The 21,895-nt window shown below is 67.3% G+C and carries 20 protein-coding genes and 1 pseudogene; 7 read left to right on the top strand and 14 right to left on the bottom strand.

Annotated features, from left to right (window positions below; genetic code table 11):
- The first annotated feature begins 104 nt into the window (after positions 1 to 104).
- Positions 105 to 1,174 (top strand): annotated as a pseudogene (locus tag B597_RS34170) (lactonase family protein).
- A 37-nt stretch (positions 1,175 to 1,211) separates the two neighbouring features.
- On the opposite strand, the gene B597_RS34165 reads toward B597_RS34170, so the two are convergent.
- On the bottom strand, positions 1,212 to 1,436 hold the full coding sequence (locus B597_RS34165; protein WP_003291717.1) for a hypothetical protein: 225 nt from the start codon (positions 1,434 to 1,436) through the stop codon (positions 1,212 to 1,214).
- Positions 1,437 to 1,621: 185 nt separating this feature from the next.
- Here B597_RS34165 and B597_RS34160 point away from each other — a divergent pair, with 185 nt between their 5' ends.
- Positions 1,622 to 3,043: an iron-containing redox enzyme family protein gene (locus tag B597_RS34160; RefSeq protein ID WP_003291716.1), complete on the top strand. Its 1,422-nt coding sequence runs from the start codon at positions 1,622 to 1,624 to the stop codon at positions 3,041 to 3,043.
- A 24-nt stretch (positions 3,044 to 3,067) separates the two neighbouring features.
- On the top strand, positions 3,068 to 4,015 hold the full coding sequence (locus B597_RS34155; protein WP_003291715.1) for a methyltransferase: 948 nt from the start codon (positions 3,068 to 3,070) through the stop codon (positions 4,013 to 4,015).
- A 91-nt stretch (positions 4,016 to 4,106) separates the two neighbouring features.
- Here B597_RS34155 and B597_RS34150 read toward each other — a convergent pair whose 3' ends face one another.
- The 4 genes from B597_RS34150 to B597_RS34135 all read right to left on the bottom strand — a co-directional run bounded on the left by B597_RS34150 (position 4,107) and on the right by B597_RS34135 (position 7,935).
- Positions 4,107 to 5,039 carry an AEC family transporter gene (locus B597_RS34150; protein ID WP_024161968.1) on the bottom strand — a complete coding sequence of 311 codons (933 nt, stop codon included), beginning with the start codon at positions 5,037 to 5,039 and terminating at the stop codon, positions 4,107 to 4,109.
- A gap of 129 nt (positions 5,040 to 5,168) precedes the next feature.
- Positions 5,169 to 5,687, bottom strand: a complete 519-nt coding sequence (locus tag B597_RS34145; RefSeq protein ID WP_003291713.1) for a hypothetical protein — start codon at positions 5,685 to 5,687, stop codon at positions 5,169 to 5,171.
- Positions 5,688 to 5,748: 61 nt separating this feature from the next.
- On the bottom strand, positions 5,749 to 6,921 hold the full coding sequence (locus tag B597_RS34140; RefSeq protein WP_003291712.1) for a zinc-dependent alcohol dehydrogenase: 1,173 nt from the start codon (positions 6,919 to 6,921) through the stop codon (positions 5,749 to 5,751).
- A gap of 153 nt (positions 6,922 to 7,074) precedes the next feature.
- Complete coding sequence (locus tag B597_RS34135) at positions 7,075 to 7,935, bottom strand: NAD-dependent epimerase/dehydratase family protein (RefSeq protein WP_003291711.1); 861 nt, start codon at positions 7,933 to 7,935, stop codon at positions 7,075 to 7,077.
- A gap of 132 nt (positions 7,936 to 8,067) precedes the next feature.
- Between B597_RS34135 and B597_RS34130 the strand changes: the two genes are divergently transcribed.
- The 3 genes from B597_RS34130 (at position 8,068) to B597_RS34120 (ending at position 12,544) form a co-directional block, all read left to right on the top strand.
- Positions 8,068 to 8,988: a hydrogen peroxide-inducible genes activator gene (locus B597_RS34130; protein WP_003291710.1), complete on the top strand. Its 921-nt coding sequence runs from the start codon at positions 8,068 to 8,070 to the stop codon at positions 8,986 to 8,988.
- Positions 8,989 to 8,992: 4 nt separating this feature from the next.
- On the top strand, positions 8,993 to 11,065 hold the full coding sequence (recG, locus tag B597_RS34125; protein WP_003291709.1) for an ATP-dependent DNA helicase RecG: 2,073 nt from the start codon (positions 8,993 to 8,995) through the stop codon (positions 11,063 to 11,065).
- A 75-nt stretch (positions 11,066 to 11,140) separates the two neighbouring features.
- Entirely contained in the window at positions 11,141 to 12,544 is a 1,404-nt protein-coding gene (locus B597_RS34120; protein ID WP_003291708.1) for an aminoacyl-tRNA deacylase and HDOD domain-containing protein, read from the top strand.
- 63 nt (positions 12,545 to 12,607) lie between these two features.
- Here B597_RS34120 and B597_RS34115 read toward each other — a convergent pair whose 3' ends face one another.
- The 9 genes from B597_RS34115 to gspE all read right to left on the bottom strand — a co-directional run bounded on the left by B597_RS34115 (position 12,608) and on the right by gspE (position 20,251).
- Positions 12,608 to 13,129: a type II secretion system protein M gene (locus tag B597_RS34115; protein WP_003291707.1), complete on the bottom strand. Its 522-nt coding sequence runs from the start codon at positions 13,127 to 13,129 to the stop codon at positions 12,608 to 12,610.
- A complete protein-coding gene (gene gspL / locus B597_RS34110) occupies positions 13,129 to 14,262 on the bottom strand; it encodes a type II secretion system protein GspL (protein ID WP_003291706.1) in 1,134 nt (377 codons plus the stop codon). The genes B597_RS34115 and gspL overlap by 1 nt, the downstream gene beginning before the upstream one ends.
- A gap of 3 nt (positions 14,263 to 14,265) precedes the next feature.
- Positions 14,266 to 15,234, bottom strand: coding sequence for a type II secretion system minor pseudopilin GspK (gspK, locus tag B597_RS34105; protein ID WP_003291705.1), 969 nt, complete (start codon positions 15,232 to 15,234; stop codon positions 14,266 to 14,268).
- Complete coding sequence (gene gspJ, locus B597_RS34100; protein WP_003291704.1) at positions 15,231 to 15,944, bottom strand: type II secretion system minor pseudopilin GspJ; 714 nt, start codon at positions 15,942 to 15,944, stop codon at positions 15,231 to 15,233. The genes gspK and gspJ overlap by 4 nt, the downstream gene beginning before the upstream one ends.
- The gene (gspI, locus tag B597_RS34095; protein ID WP_003291702.1) at positions 15,941 to 16,360 is read right to left on the bottom strand and encodes a type II secretion system minor pseudopilin GspI; all 420 of its coding nucleotides are present in this window, start codon (positions 16,358 to 16,360) and stop codon (positions 15,941 to 15,943) included. Before gspI ends, gspJ begins: the two co-directional genes overlap by 4 nt.
- Positions 16,357 to 16,926: a type II secretion system minor pseudopilin GspH gene (gene gspH / locus B597_RS34090; protein ID WP_024161967.1), complete on the bottom strand. Its 570-nt coding sequence runs from the start codon at positions 16,924 to 16,926 to the stop codon at positions 16,357 to 16,359. Before gspH ends, gspI begins: the two co-directional genes overlap by 4 nt.
- A gap of 3 nt (positions 16,927 to 16,929) precedes the next feature.
- Entirely contained in the window at positions 16,930 to 17,364 is a 435-nt protein-coding gene (gene gspG, locus B597_RS34085; RefSeq protein WP_003291701.1) for a type II secretion system major pseudopilin GspG, read from the bottom strand.
- Between the two features lie 5 nt (positions 17,365 to 17,369).
- Positions 17,370 to 18,584 (bottom strand): GspF family T2SS innner membrane protein variant XcpS, encoded by a 1,215-nt coding sequence (gene xcpS, locus B597_RS34080; RefSeq protein WP_003291700.1) that lies wholly within the window; start codon positions 18,582 to 18,584, stop codon positions 17,370 to 17,372.
- Between the two features lie 152 nt (positions 18,585 to 18,736).
- Positions 18,737 to 20,251, bottom strand: a complete 1,515-nt coding sequence (gene gspE / locus B597_RS34075; protein WP_003291699.1) for a type II secretion system ATPase GspE — start codon at positions 20,249 to 20,251, stop codon at positions 18,737 to 18,739.
- A 517-nt stretch (positions 20,252 to 20,768) separates the two neighbouring features.
- Here gspE and B597_RS34065 point away from each other — a divergent pair.
- Positions 20,769 to 21,890: a Re/Si-specific NAD(P)(+) transhydrogenase subunit alpha gene (locus B597_RS34065; protein ID WP_003291698.1), complete on the top strand. Its 1,122-nt coding sequence runs from the start codon at positions 20,769 to 20,771 to the stop codon at positions 21,888 to 21,890.
- Positions 21,891 to 21,895 lie beyond the last annotated feature (5 nt).

Below are 21,895 nucleotides of genomic sequence, written 5' to 3'. Positions count from 1 at the left end.
GAATCGGGGAGCCGGCATACGCCCGGCTGGACATACGACCTTGCAGGGTGCCGCTCGTTCGCACCCGCCAGGGAGCGTTGCGGCTTTACCGCGGTCATAGCGGCATGATTTCAACCATCCGTTCTGCTCTGTGCCACATCGCTTTCGCCCTGCTGGTCGGCGCGGGGCTGGCGGCCGGTGCCCGAGCCGAGAGCCACGACATGCAGATCCTGATCGGCAGCTATACCGACGGAAGCGGCAGCCCGGGCATCCTGCGCCTGCGCTTCGACCCGCAAAGGGGCCGAATCGACCCGCAACCGCTGCAGGTGCTTGCCAGCCACAACCCGTCCTGGATGGTGCAGGAGCGGCAGCGCGGCCGGCTCTACGCCACCAACGAGAACGCTCCCACCCGGACCGACCCGATCGGGCGCGTCAGCGCCTGGCAGCTCGACAGCCGCGGCGACTACCAGCCCATCGGGCAGAGCACCAGCCTCGGCGACGAACCGACCCACGCCAGCCTCAGCCCGGACGGACGCTACCTGTTCGTCAGCAACTACGGTTCGCGGGCGAACCCCGGCGGTCACCTGGCTGTGATGCCGCTTGCCGCAGACGGCCGGCCGCTTCCCGTCACGCAGATCGCCGCCCACCAGGCGAGCCGAGTACACCCGCAGCGCCAGCAATCGGCACATGTCCACTCGGCCGTGCCGACGCCGGACGGCAAGCGACTGCTGGTCAGCGACCTGGGCGCCGACCGGGTCTTCGTCTACCGCTACGAACCAAGCCGTGCCGAACGCCCCCTGCAACCCGACGAGCCGGCCAGCATCGAACTGCCGCCGGGCAGCGGCCCGCGCCATCTGGTGTTCGACCCGCAAGGCCGGTACGCCTTCCTCACACTGGAACTGAGCGCCCAGGTGGCGCGCTTCGACTACACCGACGGCAGGCTTGTCCGGCGCCAACTGCTGAGCCTCGCCGAGGCCGCGCCTGACGTTCGCCATTCACCCGGAGCGATCCACACCTCGGCTGACGGACGTTTCCTCTATGTCAGCGACCGCGGCGACTACAACCACATCATCGGCTTCGCCATCGAAGCCGACGGCAACCTGCGCGAGATCCAGCCAGCGGCAGGCTGGGCGAAACCCTGCAGACGCTGGCCGTGGAGCGCCCGTCGGACGTCAGGTTTTTCTCCGCCCCCTGAGATCGCCTGGCCAAGCCGAGCGACACGCGATTGCCGCTCATTGCGATGACCGTTGCGCGGGCGGCGACTCGTGCAACGCCTCCTCGTCGCTGACATCCTCGGCCAGTCCCGGCGGGACGTTGTAGGCACCGCCCGGCACGTCGGCCTCATCGCCACCGGCGACTTCCCCGTGGGTGGTGGTGGTTTCCGGGTTCTGCTGATGGGCATCCCCGCTCTGGTCGATGGACTCGACGCTTTCGCGGCCCTGTTCGTTGTGACTCATCGCGTTCACTCCGTGCGGCAGGCGCGCCCGGCCGATCCGGGAGCCTTTCGATTAGGAAGGGATGCCGGTGAGGAAGTTGCAGAACGCAGCCGCCTTTCTGGACAAGTGGCCACTCGGCGGCGCGGCTGAACTAAACCACAGGCCCGGCAGCCAAAACTCGACTAGAACTGCCGCAGAACAAAGCCATGCACCTCACTACTCGCAGCCTGCCGATCACCCCAGCCCTCGCGACGCCCGATGCGCAGCCGTCCAGGGATCTGTATTTCGCTCTGCTCCGGGAAACCGACGAGCAGAGCCGCAGGGCGGCCGCCGATTACCTGCGCGGGCAGCTCGAGCAGGTCGCCGCGTTGCCCTGCGACCTGCCCGATGATCCCGCGCAGTTGCAGGGTTGGGTCATGCGGCACACCGAAGCGGTCGGTCGCCAGTACCAGGCCTACCTGGACCAGCGCCGGGCCGGGGCGGCGCGCCGCTATTTCTCCAGCAAGGCGCACGCGCTGCATTTCCTGCGTGGTGTGGCGCCGACCAAACTGGTCGACGGCGCCTGGCTCTATGGCCTGCTGCAGCGCTGGGACGATGCGCGCTTCACCGCGCTGATCCAGACCTATCTGGAAGAGCTCGGCGAAGGTCTGCCGGAGAAGAACCACGTGGTGCTCTACCGCAAGCTGCTGGCCAGCCAGGGCTGCGACGACTGGCAGGAACTGGACGACGAGCACTTCGTCCAGGGCGCCATCCAGCTGGCCCTGGCCGAGCATGCCGAGCAGTTCCTGCCGGAAGTGATCGGCTTCAATCTGGGCTACGAACAGCTGCCGCTGCACCTCTTGATCAGCGCCTACGAGCTGACCGAACTGGGCATCGACCCGTATTACTTCACCCTGCACGTCACCGTCGACAACGCCGACAATGGCCATGCGAAGAAAGCCGTACAGGGCGTGCTGGATGCCTTGCCGCAGGTAGGCGACAGCGCGCAGTTCTATCGACGAGTGCGCGACGGCTACCGGCTCAACGACCTGGGCGCCAGCAGCGTCTCGGTGATCGGTGATTTCGACCTGCCTCGTGAAGTGCAGCGCATCCTCGAGAAGAAGGCCGCGGTCGGCCAGTTCGTTCATTCCGACTACTGCCGCTTCGAGGGCCGCACGGTCAATCAATGGCTGGCCGACGACGTCGAGCAGTTTCTCGCCGTGCTGGACAGTCGCGGCTGGATCAAGCGCGGCCATGACCCGCATGAAAGCCGCTTCTGGCAACTGATCGTTGGTGAACAGGCGCCGATGTTCGGCGTATTCAGCCCTTACGAGCAGCAGATGATCCACGACTGGATCGCCGCCGACTGGCAGGCCGACGGCAAGCGCAGCCCGCGCGGTGCGCTGCTGCAGCGCCAGGCGCTGTTCAACGCGCGCCGTCCGCAGCCCGGCCCGAGGGTGCCAGTGCCCGCGGCGGCCGCTACCGGCAACGATTTCGACGAGGAGCTCAAGCTGCTCGAACAGCAGGTCGCGCGCCTGCCGGACCGCGCCGCGCGCCTGCACCTGCTGCGGCCGTTGCTCGCGCCGCAGCGTCATCACAGTAGCGCCGGCCTGCTGGCCACGCGGCTGTTCAGCGGTCTGTTCAACTGACAAGGCAAACCAGGGAAAGCAACCATGACCATGGAAACCGCGCAGGACCGCGCCCTGCTGCATCTGGGCCAGGCCCTGCGAGATCGCGGCTATCACTTCATCACCCCCACTCCGCTGACCCATGAACGGGTCAACCAGCGTCCGGAGAACGCGCTTGCCGAAGACCTACCGGGTGTCTTCGGCTGGAGTCGCCCGTTCCAGCACGAGCTGCTGCCACCACCGCTGTTCAGCCTGATGGACCAGGCCGACGTGCTGGAATCCCGTGGCTCGCGCTGGCGCTCGAAGGTGCGCCTGTCCAGCCTGGACGGGCAGCTGTTCCTGCACTCGGCATTTCCCACCGAAGCCAGCGACGCGGTGTTCTTCGGCCCGGATACCTATCGTTTCGCCAGTGCCATCTGCTGTCATCTGAACCAGCATGCTGGCGAGATTCGCCGCGCAGTCGACATCGGCTGCGGCTCGGGCGCCGGTGCGATTCTGACCGCACTGGCGCGGCCACAAGCCGAGGTGCTGGCACTGGACATCAACCCGGCCGCGCTGCGCCTGACGCGCATCAACGCGGCACTGGCCGGCGCGGACAACCTGCGCGCCGCACACAGCGATCTACTGGGCGCGGCAGAAGGCGAGTTCGATCTGGTGCTGGCCAACCCGCCCTATCTGGTCGATGCCGACCAGCGCGCCTATCGCCACGGCGGCGGGCCGCTCGGTGCCGGCCTGTCGCTGGCGATCCTCGACGCCGCGCTTGGCCGTCTGGCGCCGGGCGGCACGCTGCTGCTGTATACCGGCGTGGCAATGCTGGAAAACCAGGACCCCTTCCTCGCCGAGGTACGCCAACGGCTGGAACGCACCGACCTGCAGTGGCGTTACCGCGAGATCGATCCGGACGTGTTCGGCGAGGAGTTGCTTGGCGGGGCCTATACCCAGTGCGATCGCATCGCTGCCGTGGTGCTGGAAGTGACGCGGGCGGCGAGCTGACCGCTACCGCGTGGTTTTCCACCCAACGGCAGGCCGGCGTAGGGTGGATAACGCCGCAGGCTTATCCACGCGCCAAGTGAGCGCATGCAAATCAGACCGGCAACAGCACCAGAATCAGCGACAGGCTGATCAGCGAGCCCAGCGTCGACAGCAGCACCACCCGCGAGACACGCGAGCCTTCCCGTCCATAGAACTCGGCGAGCATGTACGGCCCGGTGCCGGTCGGCAGCGCGCTGAGCAGCAGCGCGGAATAGGCCCACAGCGTCGGCAGCTGGAACACTTCGAAGGCCAGGTACCAGGTGATCAGCGGCTGCACCACCAGCTTCAGCCCCACCAGCGGCCATACCCCCCGAACCTGGCCGCCCGGCTGAGGCTGGGCGAGGAACAGCCCCAGCGAGACCAGCGCGCAGGGCGCCGCCGCCGCGCCCAGCAACTTGAGCAGCGTTTCCAGCGGCACCGGCAGCTGCAAGCCGCTGGCTGCCCAGAGCGCGCCGAGCACGGGTGCGATCACCAGTGGATTGCGCGACAGTGCACGGCTTACCTTGCCCAGCGTGCGCAGCAGGCCCTGCCCGGCATGCAAGCCGGTCTCGACGCAGGCCAGGGCAATGGCGAACAGTACGCAAACCACCACGATCGAGGCGACCATCGCTGGCTGCAGCGCCTCATCGCCAAGCACCAGCATGCACAGCGGAATCCCGACATAGCCGGTATTGGCGTAGGACGCCCCCAGCGCATCCAGGCTGGCATCGACCAGCGGCTGCTTCTGCAGCATGCGATAGCCGAGGGTAAAGGCGAACACGCCGAGGCAGCCGATGGAAAACGCGGCGATGAAGCCGGGCTGCCAGAGTTGCTCCCAGGTGGAGGTTGCGACCACGCTGAAGAGCAACGCCGGCAGGCCCAGCCAGACGACGAAACGGTTGAGTTCGGAGGCACCGGTCGGCCCCAACCGCCCTGTGCGGCGGCACAGGAAACCGAGCAGAATCAGGGCGAAGACGGGCAGGACGACATTGATGACCGAGGACATGGACTCTCATCTGCAAACTGGCGGCGCGGCGAAGGCCTGCGACCGAAACGGTCGGCCACCATAGCAAATGCGGCGGATTGTCGCGCACAGAGTCGACCGTGCAGTGGCCCGGTCGCCCCGAATTCCAGCTCAGTGAACCGATGGCGGATACCCATTGGGCTCGGCCCGCGCGGCGGCGAATTCCGCCCCGACGCTGCCGCGCACTTGCGCCGAACCGCCGGGAAAGCCGCTGCGGTCGCTGTAGTCCCATTCGGTGAACGGCTTGCGCTCGGCATCCAGGCCCTTGGCGCAGCTCAGGTCCAGTGCGGTGATGCCGGCCACCGCGCCGGCGGCAATGGCGGCATTGGCCGGCTCGTTGCCTTGCTCGATGCTCCAGCCGAGACCGGCCAGGTCCAGCGCATCGCCGCCGATACGGCCGTAGATCCAGGGCTTGGGATCGTCCGCCAGCAGGATGCCGACGCCGGTGGCGATCTCGCGCAGGCCGCAGGCGCGGATCACGCCATCGCTGCCGGACATGCCGATGAAGCGCGCGACTTGCCGCGGCGCTACCAGCTGGACGACGCCCAGGCCGATACTGAACCAGCCCAGCCCCCGCGCCAGCGTGCGCGCGGAGTGATTGGGCCGGGTGACTTGACGTGGAATGCTCATGAAGACTCCTCGCTCGATGCTTTGGCTCGGCCGATCCCTAGCGTAGGGATCGGCGACAGGTTCACGGCTTCAGAACCACCTTGATGCAGCCGTCATGCTTGTCGCGGAAGGTCTTGTACATCTCTGGACCCTGCTCGAGGCTGACGCTGTGGGTGATGACGAAGCTCGGATCGATCTCACCTTCCTGGATGCGCCTGAGCAGGTCGTCGGTCCAGCGGTTGACGTGGGTCTGGCCCATGCGGAAGGTCAGCCCCTTGTTCATCGCCGCGCCGAACGGGATCTTGTCGATCAACCCGCCGTAGACGCCGGGAATGGAAATGATGCCGGCCGGACGGCAGACATAGATCATCTCGCGCAGCACGTGCGGCCGGTCGCTTTCCAACATCAGCGCCTGCTTGGCGCGGTCGTACATCGAGTCGATGGAACGTGCCGCATGAGCCTCCATGCCCACCGAGTCGATGCACTTCTCCGGGCCCTTGCCACGGGTCAGCTCGGACAGCCGCTCAAGCACGCTTTCTTCGTCGAAGTTGATGGTGATGGCGCCGCCAGCGCGGGCCATGGACAACCGCTCGGGCACGTTATCGATGCAGATGACCTGCTCGGCACCCATCATCAGCGCGCTGCGGATGGCGAACTGGCCCACCGGCCCGGCACCCCAGATCGCCACGGTGTCGGTGGGCTGGATGTCGCACTGTGCCGCGGCCTGCCAGCCGGTGGGCAGGATGTCGCCGAGAAACAGCACCTGCTCGTCGGTCAGGCCATTGGGGATCACCACCGGGCCGACATCGGCATAGGGCACCCGCACATACTCGGCCTGGCCGCCGGCATAACCACCGGTGAGGTGGGTGTAGCCGTAGAGGCCGGCGGTGGAATGGCCGAATACCTTGTCGGCGATGTCCTTGTTGCGGTTGGTGCGCTCGCAGACGGAGAAGTTGCCGCGCCGGCACTGGTCGCATTCGCCGCAGACAATGGTGAAGGGCACCACCACACGGTCGCCGACCTTGAGCTTCTTGTTCGCCGAGCCGACTTCCATCACCTCGCCCATGAACTCGTGGCCCATGATGTCGCCGTGCTGCATGCCAGGCATGAAGCCGTCGTACAGGTGCAGGTCGGAGCCGCAAATGGCGCAGGAACTGACCTTGATGATGGCGTCGCGCGGATCTTCGATGCTCGGGTCGGGGACGTGGTCGTCGCAGCGGATGTCGTGCTTGCCGTGCCAGCGGAGGGCTCTCATGGACAATCTCCTGATCAGGTGTCGGAAACGCCGCCTGTGGTGATTCTCCTTCGCTGCCTCGCTGTAGCTCCCCTATGGCCGGTGCGGCGTGCTGTCAGGATTTAGTAAGCAGCGCCGCACAAGAAGTTGCCCGTTTGCCGACGGGCTGCACACCTAGTGCCGATTGCGCCCGAGCGAGGCATACCCGTCACGGTAGCTGGGGAATCGGGGCGTCCAACCCAACGCACGGGCACGGGCATTGCTGCAGCGCTTGCTGCCGGCGCGGCGGGTCATGCTCTGCTCGGCCCAATGGCTGACACCCAGCCGCTCGCGCAGCCAGTCGACCACCTCGTGCAGCGGCGCCGGGTCGTCATCGACACCGAGATAGCAGTCGTCGAGCGCCCCGCCATTGGCATCGGTCTGCAACAGAAAGGCCAGCAGGCCGGCGGCATCATCGCGATGAATGCGGTTGCTGTACTGCGGCGGATCACGCTCGACGCGCAAGCCGGCGCGTACCTGGTTCTGCAGCCACGGCCGCGCCGGATCGTACAGGCCACCCATGCGCACCCGGGTTACCGGCAGCCCGCATCCGAGCGCCAGCTGCTCGGCCTCGAGCATCACCCGGCCGGTAAAGCCGCCGGGCTCGGTGGCCGAATCCTCATCGATCCATTCGCCGTCGCGCTGGGCATAGACACCGGTACTGGAGACGAACAGCAGCCGCCGCGGCCGCTGGTCATGCTGTTGCAGCCAGCCAAGCACATTGCGCAGCCCTTCGACATAGGCGCGGCGATAGCCGGCCTCGTCGTGCTCGCTGGCGGAAGCGGCATAGACCAGATAGTCCAGCCCGCCGTTGGGCCAGCAGCGCGGGCAGTGCGGCTCGCTAAGGTCACCGTTGACCGGCAGGATCGGCACCGGCAGCTCGGCGGCATTGCGCCGCAGGCCATACACCGTCCAGCCGGCACGACTCAGTTGCAGGCCGAGGCGACTGCCGACGTCACCGCAACCTGCGATCAATACGCTCAGGCGCTTGCCCATGTTCCGCTCCCTCAGGTGGTCCCGCTATGCGGGTGCATGTAGCCGAGTTTACCGGCTTTCGCAGCATGCCGATGGCTTGGTTATGCGCTACGCAAAAGGCTATGCTTGCAGGCACTTTGATGGATGCTGACTATGACTCTGACCGAACTGCGCTATATCGTCACCCTTGCCCAGGAACAGCACTTCGGCCGCGCCGCCGAACGCTGCCACGTCAGTCAGCCAACCCTGTCGGTTGGCGTCAAGAAGCTCGAGGACGAGCTGGGCGTTCTGATCTTCGAGCGCACCAAGAGCGCCGTGCGCCTGACGCCGGTCGGCGAAGGCATCGTGACCCAGGCGCAGAAGGTGCTGGAGCAGGCGCAAAGCATCCGTGAGCTGGCCCAGGTCGGCAAGAACCAGCTGGCTGCGCCGCTCAAGGTCGGCGCCATCTATACCGTCGGGCCCTACATGTTCCCGCACCTGATCCCGCAGTTGCACCGCGTGGCGCCGGACATGCCGCTGTACATCGAGGAAAACTTCACCCACATCCTGCGCGACAAGCTGCGCACCGGCGAGCTGGACGCGATCATCGTCGCGCTGCCGTTCCAGGAAGCCGACGTACTGACCAAGCCGCTGTACGACGAGCCGTTCTACGTACTGATGCCGGCCGACCATCCGTGGACCGCCAAGGAAACCATCGACGCCGAGATGCTCAACGACAAGAGCCTGCTGCTGCTCGGCGAAGGCCACTGCTTCCGCGATCAGGTGCTCGAAGCCTGCCCGACCACGCGCAAGGGCGAGGCGCCGAGCCACACCACGGTGGAGTCCAGTTCGCTGGAAACCATCCGCCACATGGTCGCCTCGGGCCTGGGCGTGTCGATCCTGCCGCTCTCGGCGGTGGAGAGCCATCACTATTCGCCGGGCGTACTGGAGATTCGCCCGCTGACGCCGCCAGTGCCGTTCCGCACCGTGGCGATCGCCTGGCGTGCCAGCTTTCCGCGGCCCAAGGCGATCGAGATCCTCGCCGACTCGATCCGCCTGTGCTCGGTAGGCAAGCCGCCAGCGGCGAAAGCCTGAGGCCATGAGCGAACTGGCGGCCACTCCGGTCACCGCACTCAAGGGCGTCGGCGCCGCGCTGGCCGAAAAGCTCGCCAGGGTCGGCCTGGAAACCCTGCAGGACGTGTTGTTCCACCTGCCGCTGCGCTACCAGGACCGCACCCGCGTAGTGCCCATCGGCGCGCTGCGCCCGGGCCAGGACGCGGTGGTCGAAGGCGTGGTTTCCGGCGCCGATATCGTCATGGGCCGCCGGCGCAGCCTGCTGGTGCGCCTGCAGGACGGCAGCGGCACCCTCAGCCTGCGCTTCTATCATTTCAGCCAGGCGCAGAAGGAGGCCATGAAGCGCGGCACCCAGCTGCGCTGCTACGGCGAAGCCCGTCCCGGCGCCTCAGGGCTGGAGATCTACCATCCCGAATACCGCGCGCTGACCGGCGAGCCGGCCCCCGTCGAGCAGACCCTGACTCCGATCTACCCGACCACCGAGGGCCTGACCCAGCAGCGCCTGCGCAACCTCAGCGAACAGGCACTGAGCCGGCTCGGCCCGCATAGCCTGCCCGACTGGCTACCGCCGGAGCTGGCCCGCGACTATCGGCTCGGGCCGCTGGACCAGGCATTGCGCTACCTGCACCGGCCTCCGGCCGATGCCAACCTGGAGGAGCTCGCCGAAGGCCGCCACTGGGCGCAACACCGCCTGGCCTTCGAGGAGCTGCTGACCCACCAGCTGTCGCTGCAACGCCTGCGCGAGCGAGTCCGCGCCCAGCAGGCGCCGGCGCTGCCGCCAGCGCAACGGTTGCCGCAGCGCTTTCTCTCCAACCTCGGCTTCAGCCCCACCGGCGCGCAGCTGCGCGTCGGCGCCGAGATCGCCTACGACCTGGCCCAGGACGAGCCGATGCTGCGTCTGGTGCAGGGCGACGTCGGCGCCGGCAAGACGGTGGTCGCCGCCCTTGCCGCGCTGCAGGCGCTCGAGGCGGGCTATCAGGTGGCGCTGATGGCACCGACCGAGATTCTTGCCGAGCAGCACTTTCTCAACTTCGGCAAGTGGCTGGAGCCGCTCGGCATCGAGGTCGCCTGGCTGGCCGGCAAGCTCAAGGGCAAGGCTCGCGCCAGCGCGCTGGCACAGATCGCCGGCGGCTGTCCGATGGTGGTCGGCACCCACGCGCTGTTCCAGGACGAAGTGGTATTCCAGCGCCTGGCGCTGGTGATCATCGACGAGCAGCACCGCTTCGGCGTGCAACAGCGCCTGGCCCTGCGCCAGAAGGGCATCGACGGACGGCTCTGCCCGCACCAGTTGATCATGACCGCCACGCCGATCCCGCGCACCCTGGCGATGAGCGCCTATGCCGATCTCGACACCTCGATCCTCGACGAACTGCCGCCGGGCCGCACCCCGGTGAACACCCTGGTGATCGCCGACAGCCGCCGCCTGGAAGTGATCGAGCGGGTACGCATCGCCTGCAACGAAGGTCGCCAGGCGTACTGGGTGTGTACGCTGATCGAGGAATCCGAGGAGCTCACCTGCCAGGCCGCGGAAACCACCTACGAGGACCTTTCGGCCGCCCTCGTCGGGCTGCGCGTCGGGCTGATCCACGGGCGCATGAAGCCGGCCGAGAAAGCTGCGGTGATGGAACAGTTCAAGCGCGGCGAGCTGCAACTGCTGGTCGCCACCACGGTGATCGAGGTCGGTGTCGACGTGCCCAACGCCAGCCTGATGATCATCGAGAACCCGGAACGACTGGGGCTGGCCCAGCTGCACCAGCTGCGCGGGCGGGTCGGCCGCGGCAGCGCGGCCAGCCATTGCGTGCTGCTCTACCATCCACCGCTGTCGCAACTGGGCCGCGAGCGACTGGCGATCATGCGCGAAACCTGTGACGGCTTCCTGATCGCCGAAAAGGACCTGGAGCTGCGCGGCCCCGGCGAGATGCTCGGCACCCGCCAGACCGGCCTGCTGCAGTTCAAGGTGGCCGACCTGATGCGCGATGCCGAGCTGCTGCCGGCGGTGCGTGATGCCGCGCAGGAGCTGCTGGCGCGCTGGCCGCAGCACGTCAGTCCGCTGCTGGAGCGCTGGCTGCGTCATGGCCAGGAATACGGTCAGGTATGACAACCGCTCGTCGCTGTAACATACGGGCGTGACGGCTTCGCTATACTGCGGCAGATAACCATAACAGGCCCGCCCATGAATTCTGCTGTCGACACCGAAAGCTGCGCCGAACTGCCCCTGCTGATCACCAAGCTCCTGAAAGACCTTGGGGTGAGTTACCGGATCCAGCGCGACCGTCCCCACTTTCCCGCCGAGCAACGCGTACAGGCGGTACTGCTGGATGACGTCATCGGCGCGATGCTGGTGCTCTTTCCGCAGAATCACATGCTCGACCTGGCGCGCCTCACCGAACTCACGGGACGCGACCTGGCTGCGGTCAAACCGGAGCGTCTGGCGCGCATGCTCGGCAAGCACGAACTGAGCGTCCTGCCGGGCCTGCCGCCGCTGACCAGCTCGCCCTGCCTGTACGAAGAGCGCCTGCTGCAACAGCCAAGGCTGCTGGTGGAATCCGGCCAGCCCGGGTTGCTGGTGGAGGTTGCCAGCGGCGACTTCAAGCGCATGCTGAACAAGGCCAGCGCCGGCAACTTTGCCATGCCACTGAGCGCCATCCGGCCGAACCTGGATCGTCCGGACGACGACCGCGAGGAAATCAGCCTGGCGGTGCAAAGCTTCACTGCCCGACGCATCCAGAAACGCCTGGAAGAAACCATCGAGATTCCGCCGCTTTCGCACACCGCGCAGAAGATCATCAAGCTGCGAGTCAATCCCGATGCCAGCGTCGACGATATCACCGGCGTGGTGGAAACCGACCCGGCCCTTGCCGCGCAGGTGATCAGCTGGGCGGCCTCGCCCTACTACGCCGCGCCCGGGCGTATCCGCTCGGTGGAAGACGCCATTGTCCGCGTGCTGGGCTTCGACCTGGTAATCAACCTCGCCCTGGGCCTCGCCCTGGGCAAGACGCTGAGCCTGCCCAAGGACAAGCCGCAGGACGCCACGCCCTATTGGCAACAGGCGATCTACACCGCTGCGGTGATCGAGGGCCTGACCCGCGCCATCCCCCGCGAGCAACGTCCCGAGCCGGGCCTGAGCTACCTTGCAGGGCTGCTGCACAGCTTCGGTTATCTGGTGCTGGCCCACGTCTTCCCACCGCATTTCTCGCTGATCTGCCGACACCTGGAAGCCAACCCGCACCTGTCGCACAGCCATGTCGAGCAGCACCTGCTGGGCATCACCCGCGAGCAGATCGGTGCCTGGCTGATGCGCCTGTGGGGCATGCCGGAGGAACTGGCGGCCGCCCTGCGCTTCCAGAACGATCCGGACTATACCGGCGAGGATGCGACTTATCCGAACCTGGTCTGCCTGGCGGTACGCATGCTGCGCAATCGCGGTATCGGCAGCGGGCCGGACGTCGAGGTGCCGCAGCAGCTGCTAGACCGCTTGGGCATCACCCATGAGAAGGCCAACGAGGCGGTGACCAGGGTGTTCGCCGCCGAGGCTGCGCTGCGCGGCCTGGCAATGCAGTTCAACCCGCCGCAATGATGGCGCCGCGCCGCGGGAGCTGCACTGCCACGATGCCATGCGGCGAACCCTGGTCCGCAGTCATCAGCTCCCTGCACGAAAGCTCACCCGAGCGTTCACCAGCCCCTCGCCGGCACGCTCCAGGCTGACGTCGGCGACACTCACGCCCTGCCCTTGCAGCGTGCCGAACCAGCGCAACAGCAGCGCGTAGGAGGCACCGGGCAGACTGACTTGCAGGCTGCCGTCGCTGCCGTTGTCGAAGCTCTCGATCAACAGGTTGCCCTGCTGCGCACTTTCGGTGATCACCCCCTGCAGCTGTTCCGGCGCCAATTCGACCTGATTGCTGCGCTGCAGCTGTCGCGCCAGCTCGGTGTTCTGCGCCATGTAGGCATGCAGCTCGCGCTGCTGCTGGTAATAGGCACTCGCCTCGGCGGCCTGGCGCTGCGCCGGCAGCCAGAGCCAGAGCCAGAGATAGAACAGCACGGCGAGCAGAAAGGCGCCGAGCAGGCTCAGCGAGGTCCGTTCGCGGGGCGCCAGACGTTGCCAGCGCTGCCACAGCGGTGAGTCGGCGAGGCGCACGGCCAGTTGCTGCTTGAGATTCATCATCAGCCTCCGATGACCACGCGGGCACTGACACCGTCGCCTTCGCGGCTGGCCGAGCCCAGCTGTACGCTCTGGCCGGTGTCATCCAGGCGCCGACGCAGGGTTTCCAGCGTGGCGAAGTCCATGGCCTGCACTTGCAAGGCCAGGTCGCCCCGGTCCAGGTTGTAGTCGAGCTGGCCGACGGTCACCGGAATGCCGTCCTCCAGCGCTGCAGCCGCATGGTCGAGCAGGCGCAGGAAGCCGGCCTGGCCGCCGCTGCCACGGGCCAGATGATCGTCGAACTGCGCGCGCAGGTTGACGATGCGGATGTCCTCGGGAAACAGCTCGCGGTACAGCGCCAGGCTGGCCTCGGCATAGGCATCGCCCTGACGCTGGAAGTACCAGGCCTGGCCCAGGTTGAAGCCCAGCTGCAACAGCAGAACCAGCCCGGCCACGGCGAACAGCGGCTTCCAGTAACCGAGCCCGGTATTGCCGACCTCCACGGCGAAGTCGCCCTGGGCGAGATTGACTGCCGCCGCGCGCTGGCTGGCGAGAAATCCGTAGGGATCATCCAGTTGCCGATAGTCGTCCAGTGCCTGCGGCGGCTCGGCGGCGCTGCCCTGGGCCTGCCAGGGCGCCGGGCAGAGGCCGGACAGCTGCGGCCAATCTTGGGTGGCGAAGGCCAGCCGCGTTTCGCCACTGCCGCCGAGCAGGCCACGCTCACCGATGAACAACAGCTGCGTGCCCTCCCGCGGCAGCAGATCGGCGTCGACATGAATCGCCACGATCAGCAGGCCCAGCTCGCGCAACTGGCCAAGCCAGTCATCCAGCAGCTGGCGGCGGATCGCCACGACCCTCTGGCGGCCGTCCGGCAGTGCTTCGCCGAGGGCCAGATGCAGATCGTCGACGTTCTCCGCCAGCAGCTCCTCGGCGGCGTAGGCCAGCGCCTGCTGCATCCAGCGCGCCTTGCGCGTCGGCAGGGTGACGGCGAAAAAGCTGCAGACTTCCGCCGGCAGGATCAGGCTGATCGCAGCGTTGCCTGCGGCGCATTCGCCCAGTGGCTGCCAGCGGCCGGGTTCGTCTTTTGGCAGCCAGTAGACGCGGGTCTCGGCGTCGAGTCGGGCCGGGCATTCGGCGGGCAGAAACAGGCAATCCATGGTCTAGCGTTCTCCGTCGGATGGGAGGGTCTGCCGGGCAGGCTGACCGAGATTTCGCGCGAACACGCGGACGCTGCCGTCCTGCTCACGTTGCAACAGGCTGACCAGCGCCAGCCGGCGGTCGCCTAGGCGCACTTCGCTGGTGGCCTGGAAGAATTGACTGCCAACCGCCAGCGCAGTGCCCTGCAACGTGGTTCCGGCCAGCGCCGGCTGCGCGAGAAACGCCGCGCTGTTGCGAAACGGCGCCGCGCGGCGCAGCTCGACCAGCGACTCGGCCGCGCCGAGGTTGAGGTTGTCGCTGAGGCTGGAAAGCACCATCGGGCTCGCGGTGTTGACGTTCAGCGGCACGTTCGGCGGCAGCGCGACGACATAGGGCGCCAGGCGCTGGAAATCCTCCTCGCGCATATCCAGCAGCAGGCGCAGCTCGGACAGGTCGTAGAGCCGGCGTCCGGCACTGCGATAGGGCGCGTCGAGGCCGAGGTAGGCGTTGTCCTCGGCGCCCAGCTCGCCGCTCGGCTGCTGGTCGGGATCGAGCCAATCGAGCAGGCGCTCGGCATAGGGCGCGCTGATCTGCAGGCGCAGCAGCAGACGGCGAAACTGCGCGACGGCAGCGGGGTTGGGCTGCTGGTCACGCAGCAGGTCGTTGAGGTTGAAACGCCCGGCGAGATCCTCGATGCGCACCCGGATCTCGCCCTGCTCGATCTCGAAAGCCGGTAGCGGCTGCGCCCAGGGCTCGAGGAGATGGTCGATCGCGGCGGCACCGGGCTCGCCGCCCTGCAGATCGCGAGCGAGCATGGCCTGGGCCAGCGCCTCGCCGCCCAGGGCGTAGTGCCAGGCCTGACGCGCCTGCAGCTGGTTGCTGCTGGCACGGATGCTGAGCTGCTGGCGCGCCACCATCGCCGCGCTGACCACGGTGACGATGGCCACTACCAGCAGTACGGTGATCAGCGCCACGCCGCGCTGGTGCTTCATTGCGGCAGCTCCCCTTCGAACGGCTCGGGCACGCCCTCGGCGCCCGGCAGCGCCTGCTGCGTCGCCTGCTCGGCGGCATCGGGCAGGCGCAGCAGGCGAGTGATACGGCCGTAGCGGGCGTGCTCGATATTCAGCTCCAGGGCGATCGGCAGGCGCTCGGCCGCATTCGCCGGGCTACCGCGGCCGAAATCGAACGGCGGCCACTCCTCGTGCCACACCGCCTCCTCGTCCAGATAGCGCAACTGCAGGCCCTGCACGTTTTCCAGTACCCGCTGCACACGCGGCTCGCTGTCGAGGTCGCGGTCCAGCACCACCCAGTAGACCCGTTCCAGGTTCTGCCCGGCCAGGCGCCAGCGTACCCGCTGCAGGTTGGCGCGACGCAGCCCGGTGGGGTTGCGCCAGCCGGCGCGGGTCAGTTCCAGCGCCGGCGCGCCGTCCTCGCCGCCGAGCTGGCCGATGAAGGCGTTGCGCTCGTCACCAAAGCCATCGCGGATCGGTCGCCCGATCACCTGCTGCAGGTCGCGTTCGAAGGCCCACACCGCGCGGCTCAGCTCGCGCAACTGCAGCTCCTGCGCGCGCACTGCCTCATCGCTTTGCAGCACCGCTTCGAGCATGCGGTAGGTACCGAGGCCGAGCAGTGCGAACAGGGCGATGGCAATCAGCAGTTCGAGCAGGGTGAAACCGGCGCTGGCACGAGCGCGAGCGTTCATTGGCGTGCGGCTCCCGGGCCGACACCGATGAAGCCGCTGAGGCTGGTGACCGCGTGCTCGGCTAGCGGGTCGCTGCGGCCACGCGACGTCTGCAGCGCAACCCAGACGGTCACCCGCAGCAGGCCGGGGTCGGCGCTGGCCTCGATTTCGCTGAGGGTCTGCCACTGACGGCCACCGTACTCCAGCGCCTGGGTTTCGCGGCCAATGGCAGGCGGAGTCTGCTGCAACTGCAGTTCGCTGATGCGGTTGTCGGCGATCCAGCTCGCCAGGGTCAGTTCCTCCAGGCGCCCGGCATTGCTCAGGCTGCGGCCGGCAGCGGTGAGCACCACGGCCGAGACGCTGGCGAAGATCGCCAGTGCCACCAGCACTTCCAGCAGGGTAAAACCGCGGCCAACCCTGGCCAGGTGCCTGCTCATCGCCTGTCTCCAAGGGATTCGGCCTCAGGCAGGCGGAAGCCGTCGCTGGCAATCAGCCAGGCTCCGCCACCCGGCTTGCGTTCGGACAGGCGCAGGCTGAACGGCGACAGCTCGCCACTGGAGAGAATCAGCAACTGCGGCTCCTGCCGCGGCGCGCGGCGTGCGGCTCGCTCGCTGTCTCGGGACAGCCCGGCCCGGTCATCCTCGCGCTGGGTCGGGGCCAGCAGCTCCAGCGGCGTGCCATCCAGTTCCAGATCCAGGCGCATCCACTCCGGCACCTTGTGCGTCTTGCGTCGCTCGACTTCCCGCCAGCGCGTGGCCGCCTCGTCGTAGCGCAGTACGCGATAGCCCTCGCTGTTGACCAGCAGGCCGTATTCGCGACTGTCGAGCACCGCCTCGTCGCTGAGCACGCCGATCAGCGCCGCCAGCCGCCGCGCCTCGTCACGCAGCTCGCGCGAGGTGCTCGAACCGCCGACGCTGAGCACCGCCACGCTGACCAGAATGCCCAGCAGGACGATCACCACCAGCAGCTCGATCAGCGTGAAGGCGCGGGCGCGCTGCTGCATCGATTACAGGTCCCAGTTACCGATGTCGGCGTTGAGGTCGCTGCCGCCCGGCTTGCCGTCGGCGCCGAAGGAGTACAGGTCGAACTGGCCCTGGGTGCCTGGCGACAGGTACTGGTAATCGTTGCCCCAGGGGTCCTTCGGCAAGCGCTTGAGATAGCCGTCGCGGTTCCAGTTCTTCGGTTGCGGATTGCCCGAGGGCTTCTGCACCAGCGCATCCAGACCCTGCTGGGTGCTCGGGTAGGCGAAGTTGTCCAGCTTGTACATGTCCAGCGCGGCGGCGACGGCCTTGATGTCGCCCTTGGCCACGGTGACCTTGGCCTGATCCGGGCGGCTCATCACCTGCGGCACCACCAGCGCGGCGAGGATGCCGAGGATGACCACCACCACCATGATTTCGATGAGGGTGAAGCCCCCTTGCGTGCGTCGTTGCAACTTCATTGTCGTTACCCCACCAGTTGGTTGAGAGAGAGGATCGGCATCAGGATCGCCAGCACGATGACCAGCACCACCGCCCCCATGAACACCAGCATGAACGGTTCGAACAGGCCGACCAGCAGAGACACCTGAGCGGCGAGGTCGTTCTCCTGGTTGCGCGCGGTACGTGCCAGCATCTGATCCAGTTCACCGGATTTCTCGCCGCTGGCGATCATGTGCAGCATCATCGGCGGGAACTCGCCGGTGGCCTCCAGCGCGCGGGTCAGGCTGCTGCCTTCGCGCACCTTCTGCGCCGCCTCGACCACCCGCTCGCGGATGCGCAGATTGGCGATCACCGCGGCGGCGATGGACAGCGCCTCCACCAGCGGCACGCCGCTCTTGGTGAGGATCGCCAGGGTCGAGGCGAAGCGCGCGGTGTTGGTCGCCCGGGTCAGTCGACCGATCAGCGGTATCCGCAGAATGAACGCATGCCAGCGCAGGCGCAGCGCCGGGTCGCGCAGGGCCGCACGCATGGCCAGCACCGCGCCGACGAGGCCGAGCACGATCAGCCAGCCCCAGTTCTTCACCACGTCGCTAGTAGCGATCAAGCCGCGGGTCAACGCGGGCAACTCCTGGCCGGTATTGACGAAGACCTTGACCACGTCCGGCACCACGTAGCCGAGCAGCAGCACGACGATGGCCAGCGAGGCGATCATCAGGATCAGCGGGTAGAGCAGCGCCAGCTGGATCTTCTGCCGCGACTGCTGGCGCTGGTCGGTGTAGTCGGCAAGCTGGTCGAGCACCAGCCCCAGGTGACCGGCGTGCTCGCCGGCTGCCACGGTGGCGCGATAGAGCTCGGGAAACGCCGACGGATATTCGCGCAGCGCCGCGGCCAGGCTGTGGCCCTCCATCACCCGCGCACGCACGGCCAGCAGCATCGACTTGATCTTCGCCGAGGTGGATTGCGCCGCCGCCGCGCGCAGGGCTTCCTCGATGGGCAGCGCGGCCTGCACCAGCGTCGCCAGCTGCCGGGTGACCAATGCCAGATCGCGCGCCGACAGGCCGCGGCCGAAACTCAGGCCGCCACGGCTGACATCTTCCCTGGACTTGGCCTGCTTCACTTCCAGCGGCGCCCACTGCTTTTCGCGCAGCAACTGACGCGCCTGGCGCGGGCTGTCGGCCTCGATCAGGCCTTTCTGCTCGCGCCCTCGCGGGTCGAGGGCAAGGTATTCGAAGGCAGCCATCAGGCGATCTCCAACACGGGCGATCCGCGGTCGAGACCGCTCCCACACAGGCAGCGCACACCCGTGGCAACGGCCTTGGCCGCGAACGGCCTCACCGTGCAGCGCCGACCAGGCTGCAGATACCTACCCAGAGCCGGAAACAACCTCATCCCTCACTCCTCACGCGTCACCCGCAGCACTTCCTCGATGGTGGTCACGCCCTCGCGCACCTTGCGCAGGCCGTCTTCGCGGATGCTCGGGCCCAGCTCGCGGGCGTGGCGCAGCATCGCCTGCTCGCTGGCACGGGTATGCACCATGCTGCGCAGGACGTCGTCGAACAGCACCAGCTCGTAGATGCCGGTACGCCCGCGGTAACCGAGGCCGCGACACTGCTCACAGCCCTCGGCGTGGTACAGCGGCGGCGCGTCGGCCGGGCTGACGCCGAGCAATTCGCACTCGGCGGCATCGGCGACGTAGGCGCGCTTGCAGTCATTACACAGCACCCGCACGAGGCGCTGGGCCAGCACGCCGAGCAGCGACGAGGAGATCAGGAACGGCTCGACGCCCATGTCCACCAGCCGCGTGACGGCGCCGATGGCGCTGTTGGTGTGCAGCGTGGAGAGCACCAGATGGCCGGTCAGCGAGGCCTGCACCGCCATGTCGGCGGTTTCCTGGTCGCGGATCTCGCCGACCATCACCACGTCCGGGTCCTGGCGCAGGATGGCGCGCAGGCCACGGGCGAATGTCATGTCGACCTTGGTGTTGACCTGGGTCTGGCCGATGCCCTCGAGGTGGTACTCGATGGGGTCCTCGACGGTGAGGATGTTGCGCGTGCGGTCGTTGAGGGTGGTCAGCGCGGCGTACAGGGTGGTGGTCTTGCCCGAACCGGTGGGGCCGGTGACCAGGATGATGCCGTGCGGCTTCCTGACCGCCTGCTCCAGGTGGTCACGGTCCTGCTCGTTCATGCCCAGATGGCGCAGGGTCAGGCGCCCGGCCTGCTTGTCGAGCAGGCGCAACACGACCCGCTCGCCGTTGGCCGAGGGCAGCGTGGAGACGCGGATATCGACCTCCCGACCGCCGACCCGCAGCGAGATGCGCCCGTCCTGCGGGATGCGCTTCTCGGCGATGTCCAGCTTGGCCATGACCTTGATCCGCGACACCAGCAGCGCCGCCAGTTCGCGCTTGGGCTGCACCACTTCGCGGAGGATGCCGTCGACGCGGAAGCGAATCACCAGGCGCTTCTCGAAGGTTTCGATATGGATATCCGAGGCGTTCTCGGCAATCGCCTCGCCGAGAATGGCGTTGATCAGGCGGATGATCGGCGCATCGTCCTCCTGCTCCAGCAGGTCCTCGGTTTCCTGGATCTGGTCGGCCAGGCTGGCCAGATCAAGATCGTTGCCCAGCCCCTCGACCATAAGCATCGCCGCGGAAGAGTCGTGCTGGTAGGCCGCAGCGAGCGCCTGATCGAAATCCGCCTGCGGCAGCCACTGCATCGGCAGGCGCATGCCGACCACCCGCTGCGCCTCCTGAACCGCGGTCAGCGCGGCGTCCTCGCGCAGGCCGAGGCGCAGCTCGCCACCTCGCTCCAGCAGGATCACGCCGTGGCGCCGCGCAAAGGCGAACGGCAGGCGCCGCTGGGCCGGCCGTTCGAGCAGCGGGGAGATGTCGGTCACATCGAGTTCGGGCATCGTGCAGTTCCACCGGCGATACGCAGCGACCCGATGTCACTGCGTTCGAAACACTCCAGACGGGTCCAACCAGGCTAGTTGGACTACAAGGATTGGATGACATTCAACGCGCAGGCTTATTTCCAGCAGGAGCCTCCCGAATTCGGCACCAAGGTCGAATATGCCCGGCACCGCTGACGAATACCGCGTCAATGGTGCGTCATTCATGATGCGGACGCGTCGTGCGCCCGGCGCGGACAAGCTGTCGCAGGCAGTGTCAAACGGGGCGCAATCTGCAGCGAAGGCCGGAAAACAGGCAGTCATCATGCGACTGGCGCGTCAAATACAATCGCTTGATTGAAACAGTTGTTTGATTTTTCCAAGGCTTGCAGAATGCCGCGCCGGGCCATCGTTTTTTGTCGATGCCGGGCCTGCTTCACCGATTCCAACCCCGTCCGCCAGAGCAGCGGACGGGTGAAAGCACATGGTGCGCGGCTCGCCGCAGCACTGGTCATGATCACGCAGGAGAACAACAACAATGCACATCGGTGTTCCTCTCGAAACCCACTCCGGGGAGACGCGCGTCGCCGCGACCCCGGAAACCGTCAAGAAGCTGATCGGCCAAGGGCACCGGGTGACGCTGCAAAGCGGCGCCGGGTTGCTTTCCAGCGTGCCGGACAGCGCCTATGAAGCGGTCGGCGCAACCATCGGCGATGCGGCCGCGGCCTTTGCCGCCGAGCTGGTGCTGAAGGTCAATGCGCCGGACGATGGCGAACTGGCGCAGATGCAGTCCGGCAGTGTGCTGCTGGGCATGCTCAACCCGTTCGACAACGCCTGTATCGCGCGCATGGCCGAACGCGGCATCACCGCCTTCGCCCTGGAAGCCGCGCCGCGTACGTCCCGTGCGCAGAACCTGGACGTGTTGTCGTCGCAGGCCAACATCGCCGGCTACAAGGCGGTGCTGGTCGGTGCCCATCACTACCCGCGCTTCATGCCGATGCTGATGACCGCCGCCGGTACGGTGAAGGCCGCACGCGTACTGATCCTCGGTGCCGGTGTCGCCGGGCTGCAGGCCATCGCCACGGCCAAGCGCCTGGGCGCAGTGGTCGAGGCTTCGGACGTGCGCCCGGCAGTGAAGGAGCAGATCGAATCGCTCGGCGCCAAGTTCGTCGACGTGCCGCTGGAGACCGACGAGGAGCGCGAATGCGCCGAAGGTGTCGGCGGCTATGCGCGGCCGATGCCGGCCTCGTGGATGGCGCGTCAGGCGCAGGCGGTGCACCAGCGTGCGCTGCAGTCGGACATCGTCATCACCACCGCGCTGATCCCGGGCCGCAAGGCGCCGACGCTGCTCCACGAAGCCACTGTCGAGCAGATGAAGCCCGGCTCGGTGATCGTCGACCTGGCCGCCGGCCACGGCGGCAATTGCCCGTTGACCGAGATCGATCAGGTGGTGGTGCGCCACGGTGTGACCATCGTCGGCCACGCCAACCTGGCGACGCTGGTGCCGGCGGACGCCTCTGCGCTGTACGCCCGCAACCTGCTGGATTTCCTCAAGCTGGTCATCGACAAGGACGGCCAGTTCCAGCTCAACCTCGAAGACGACATCGTCGCCGCGTGCCTGATGTGCCGCGACGGCCAGGTCGTGCGGACCAACGGTTAAGGGAG

This window comes from Stutzerimonas stutzeri KOS6, from assembly GCF_000307775.2.
Taxonomy (GTDB): Bacteria; Pseudomonadota; Gammaproteobacteria; order Pseudomonadales; family Pseudomonadaceae; genus Stutzerimonas; species Stutzerimonas stutzeri_B.
Note: the sequence above shows the minus strand (reverse complement) of the source record. Positions and strands in the feature narration are given on the sequence as shown.

What these genes read in the sequence shown, in the direction of transcription:
- B597_RS34150 (WP_024161968.1), bottom strand. Translation starts at nt 5,039, where the DNA reads ATGTCCTCGGTCATCAATGTCGTCCTGCCCGTCTTCGCCCTGATTCTG.
- B597_RS34065 (WP_003291698.1), top strand. Translation starts at nt 20,769, where the DNA reads ATGCACATCGGTGTTCCTCTCGAAACCCACTCCGGGGAGACGCGCGTC.
- B597_RS34120 (WP_003291708.1), top strand. Translation starts at nt 11,141, where the DNA reads ATGAATTCTGCTGTCGACACCGAAAGCTGCGCCGAACTGCCCCTGCTG.
- xcpS (WP_003291700.1), bottom strand. Translation starts at nt 18,584, where the DNA reads ATGGCTGCCTTCGAATACCTTGCCCTCGACCCGCGAGGGCGCGAGCAG.
- B597_RS34140 (WP_003291712.1), bottom strand. Translation starts at nt 6,921, where the DNA reads ATGAGAGCCCTCCGCTGGCACGGCAAGCACGACATCCGCTGCGACGAC.
- gspG (WP_003291701.1), bottom strand. Translation starts at nt 17,364, where the DNA reads ATGAAGTTGCAACGACGCACGCAAGGGGGCTTCACCCTCATCGAAATC.
- gspI (WP_003291702.1), bottom strand. Translation starts at nt 16,360, where the DNA reads ATGAGCAGGCACCTGGCCAGGGTTGGCCGCGGTTTTACCCTGCTGGAA.
- B597_RS34115 (WP_003291707.1), bottom strand. Translation starts at nt 13,129, where the DNA reads ATGATGAATCTCAAGCAGCAACTGGCCGTGCGCCTCGCCGACTCACCG.
- gspE (WP_003291699.1), bottom strand. Translation starts at nt 20,251, where the DNA reads ATGCCCGAACTCGATGTGACCGACATCTCCCCGCTGCTCGAACGGCCG.
- gspH (WP_024161967.1), bottom strand. Translation starts at nt 16,926, where the DNA reads ATGCAGCAGCGCGCCCGCGCCTTCACGCTGATCGAGCTGCTGGTGGTG.
- recG (WP_003291709.1), top strand. Translation starts at nt 8,993, where the DNA reads ATGAGCGAACTGGCGGCCACTCCGGTCACCGCACTCAAGGGCGTCGGC.
- B597_RS34155 (WP_003291715.1), top strand. Translation starts at nt 3,068, where the DNA reads ATGACCATGGAAACCGCGCAGGACCGCGCCCTGCTGCATCTGGGCCAG.
- gspL (WP_003291706.1), bottom strand. Translation starts at nt 14,262, where the DNA reads ATGGATTGCCTGTTTCTGCCCGCCGAATGCCCGGCCCGACTCGACGCC.
- B597_RS34135 (WP_003291711.1), bottom strand. Translation starts at nt 7,935, where the DNA reads ATGGGCAAGCGCCTGAGCGTATTGATCGCAGGTTGCGGTGACGTCGGC.
- B597_RS34160 (WP_003291716.1), top strand. Translation starts at nt 1,622, where the DNA reads ATGCACCTCACTACTCGCAGCCTGCCGATCACCCCAGCCCTCGCGACG.
- gspJ (WP_003291704.1), bottom strand. Translation starts at nt 15,944, where the DNA reads ATGAACGCTCGCGCTCGTGCCAGCGCCGGTTTCACCCTGCTCGAACTG.
- B597_RS34130 (WP_003291710.1), top strand. Translation starts at nt 8,068, where the DNA reads ATGACTCTGACCGAACTGCGCTATATCGTCACCCTTGCCCAGGAACAG.
- B597_RS34145 (WP_003291713.1), bottom strand. Translation starts at nt 5,687, where the DNA reads ATGAGCATTCCACGTCAAGTCACCCGGCCCAATCACTCCGCGCGCACG.
- gspK (WP_003291705.1), bottom strand. Translation starts at nt 15,234, where the DNA reads ATGAAGCACCAGCGCGGCGTGGCGCTGATCACCGTACTGCTGGTAGTG.
- B597_RS34165 (WP_003291717.1), bottom strand. Translation starts at nt 1,436, where the DNA reads ATGAGTCACAACGAACAGGGCCGCGAAAGCGTCGAGTCCATCGACCAG.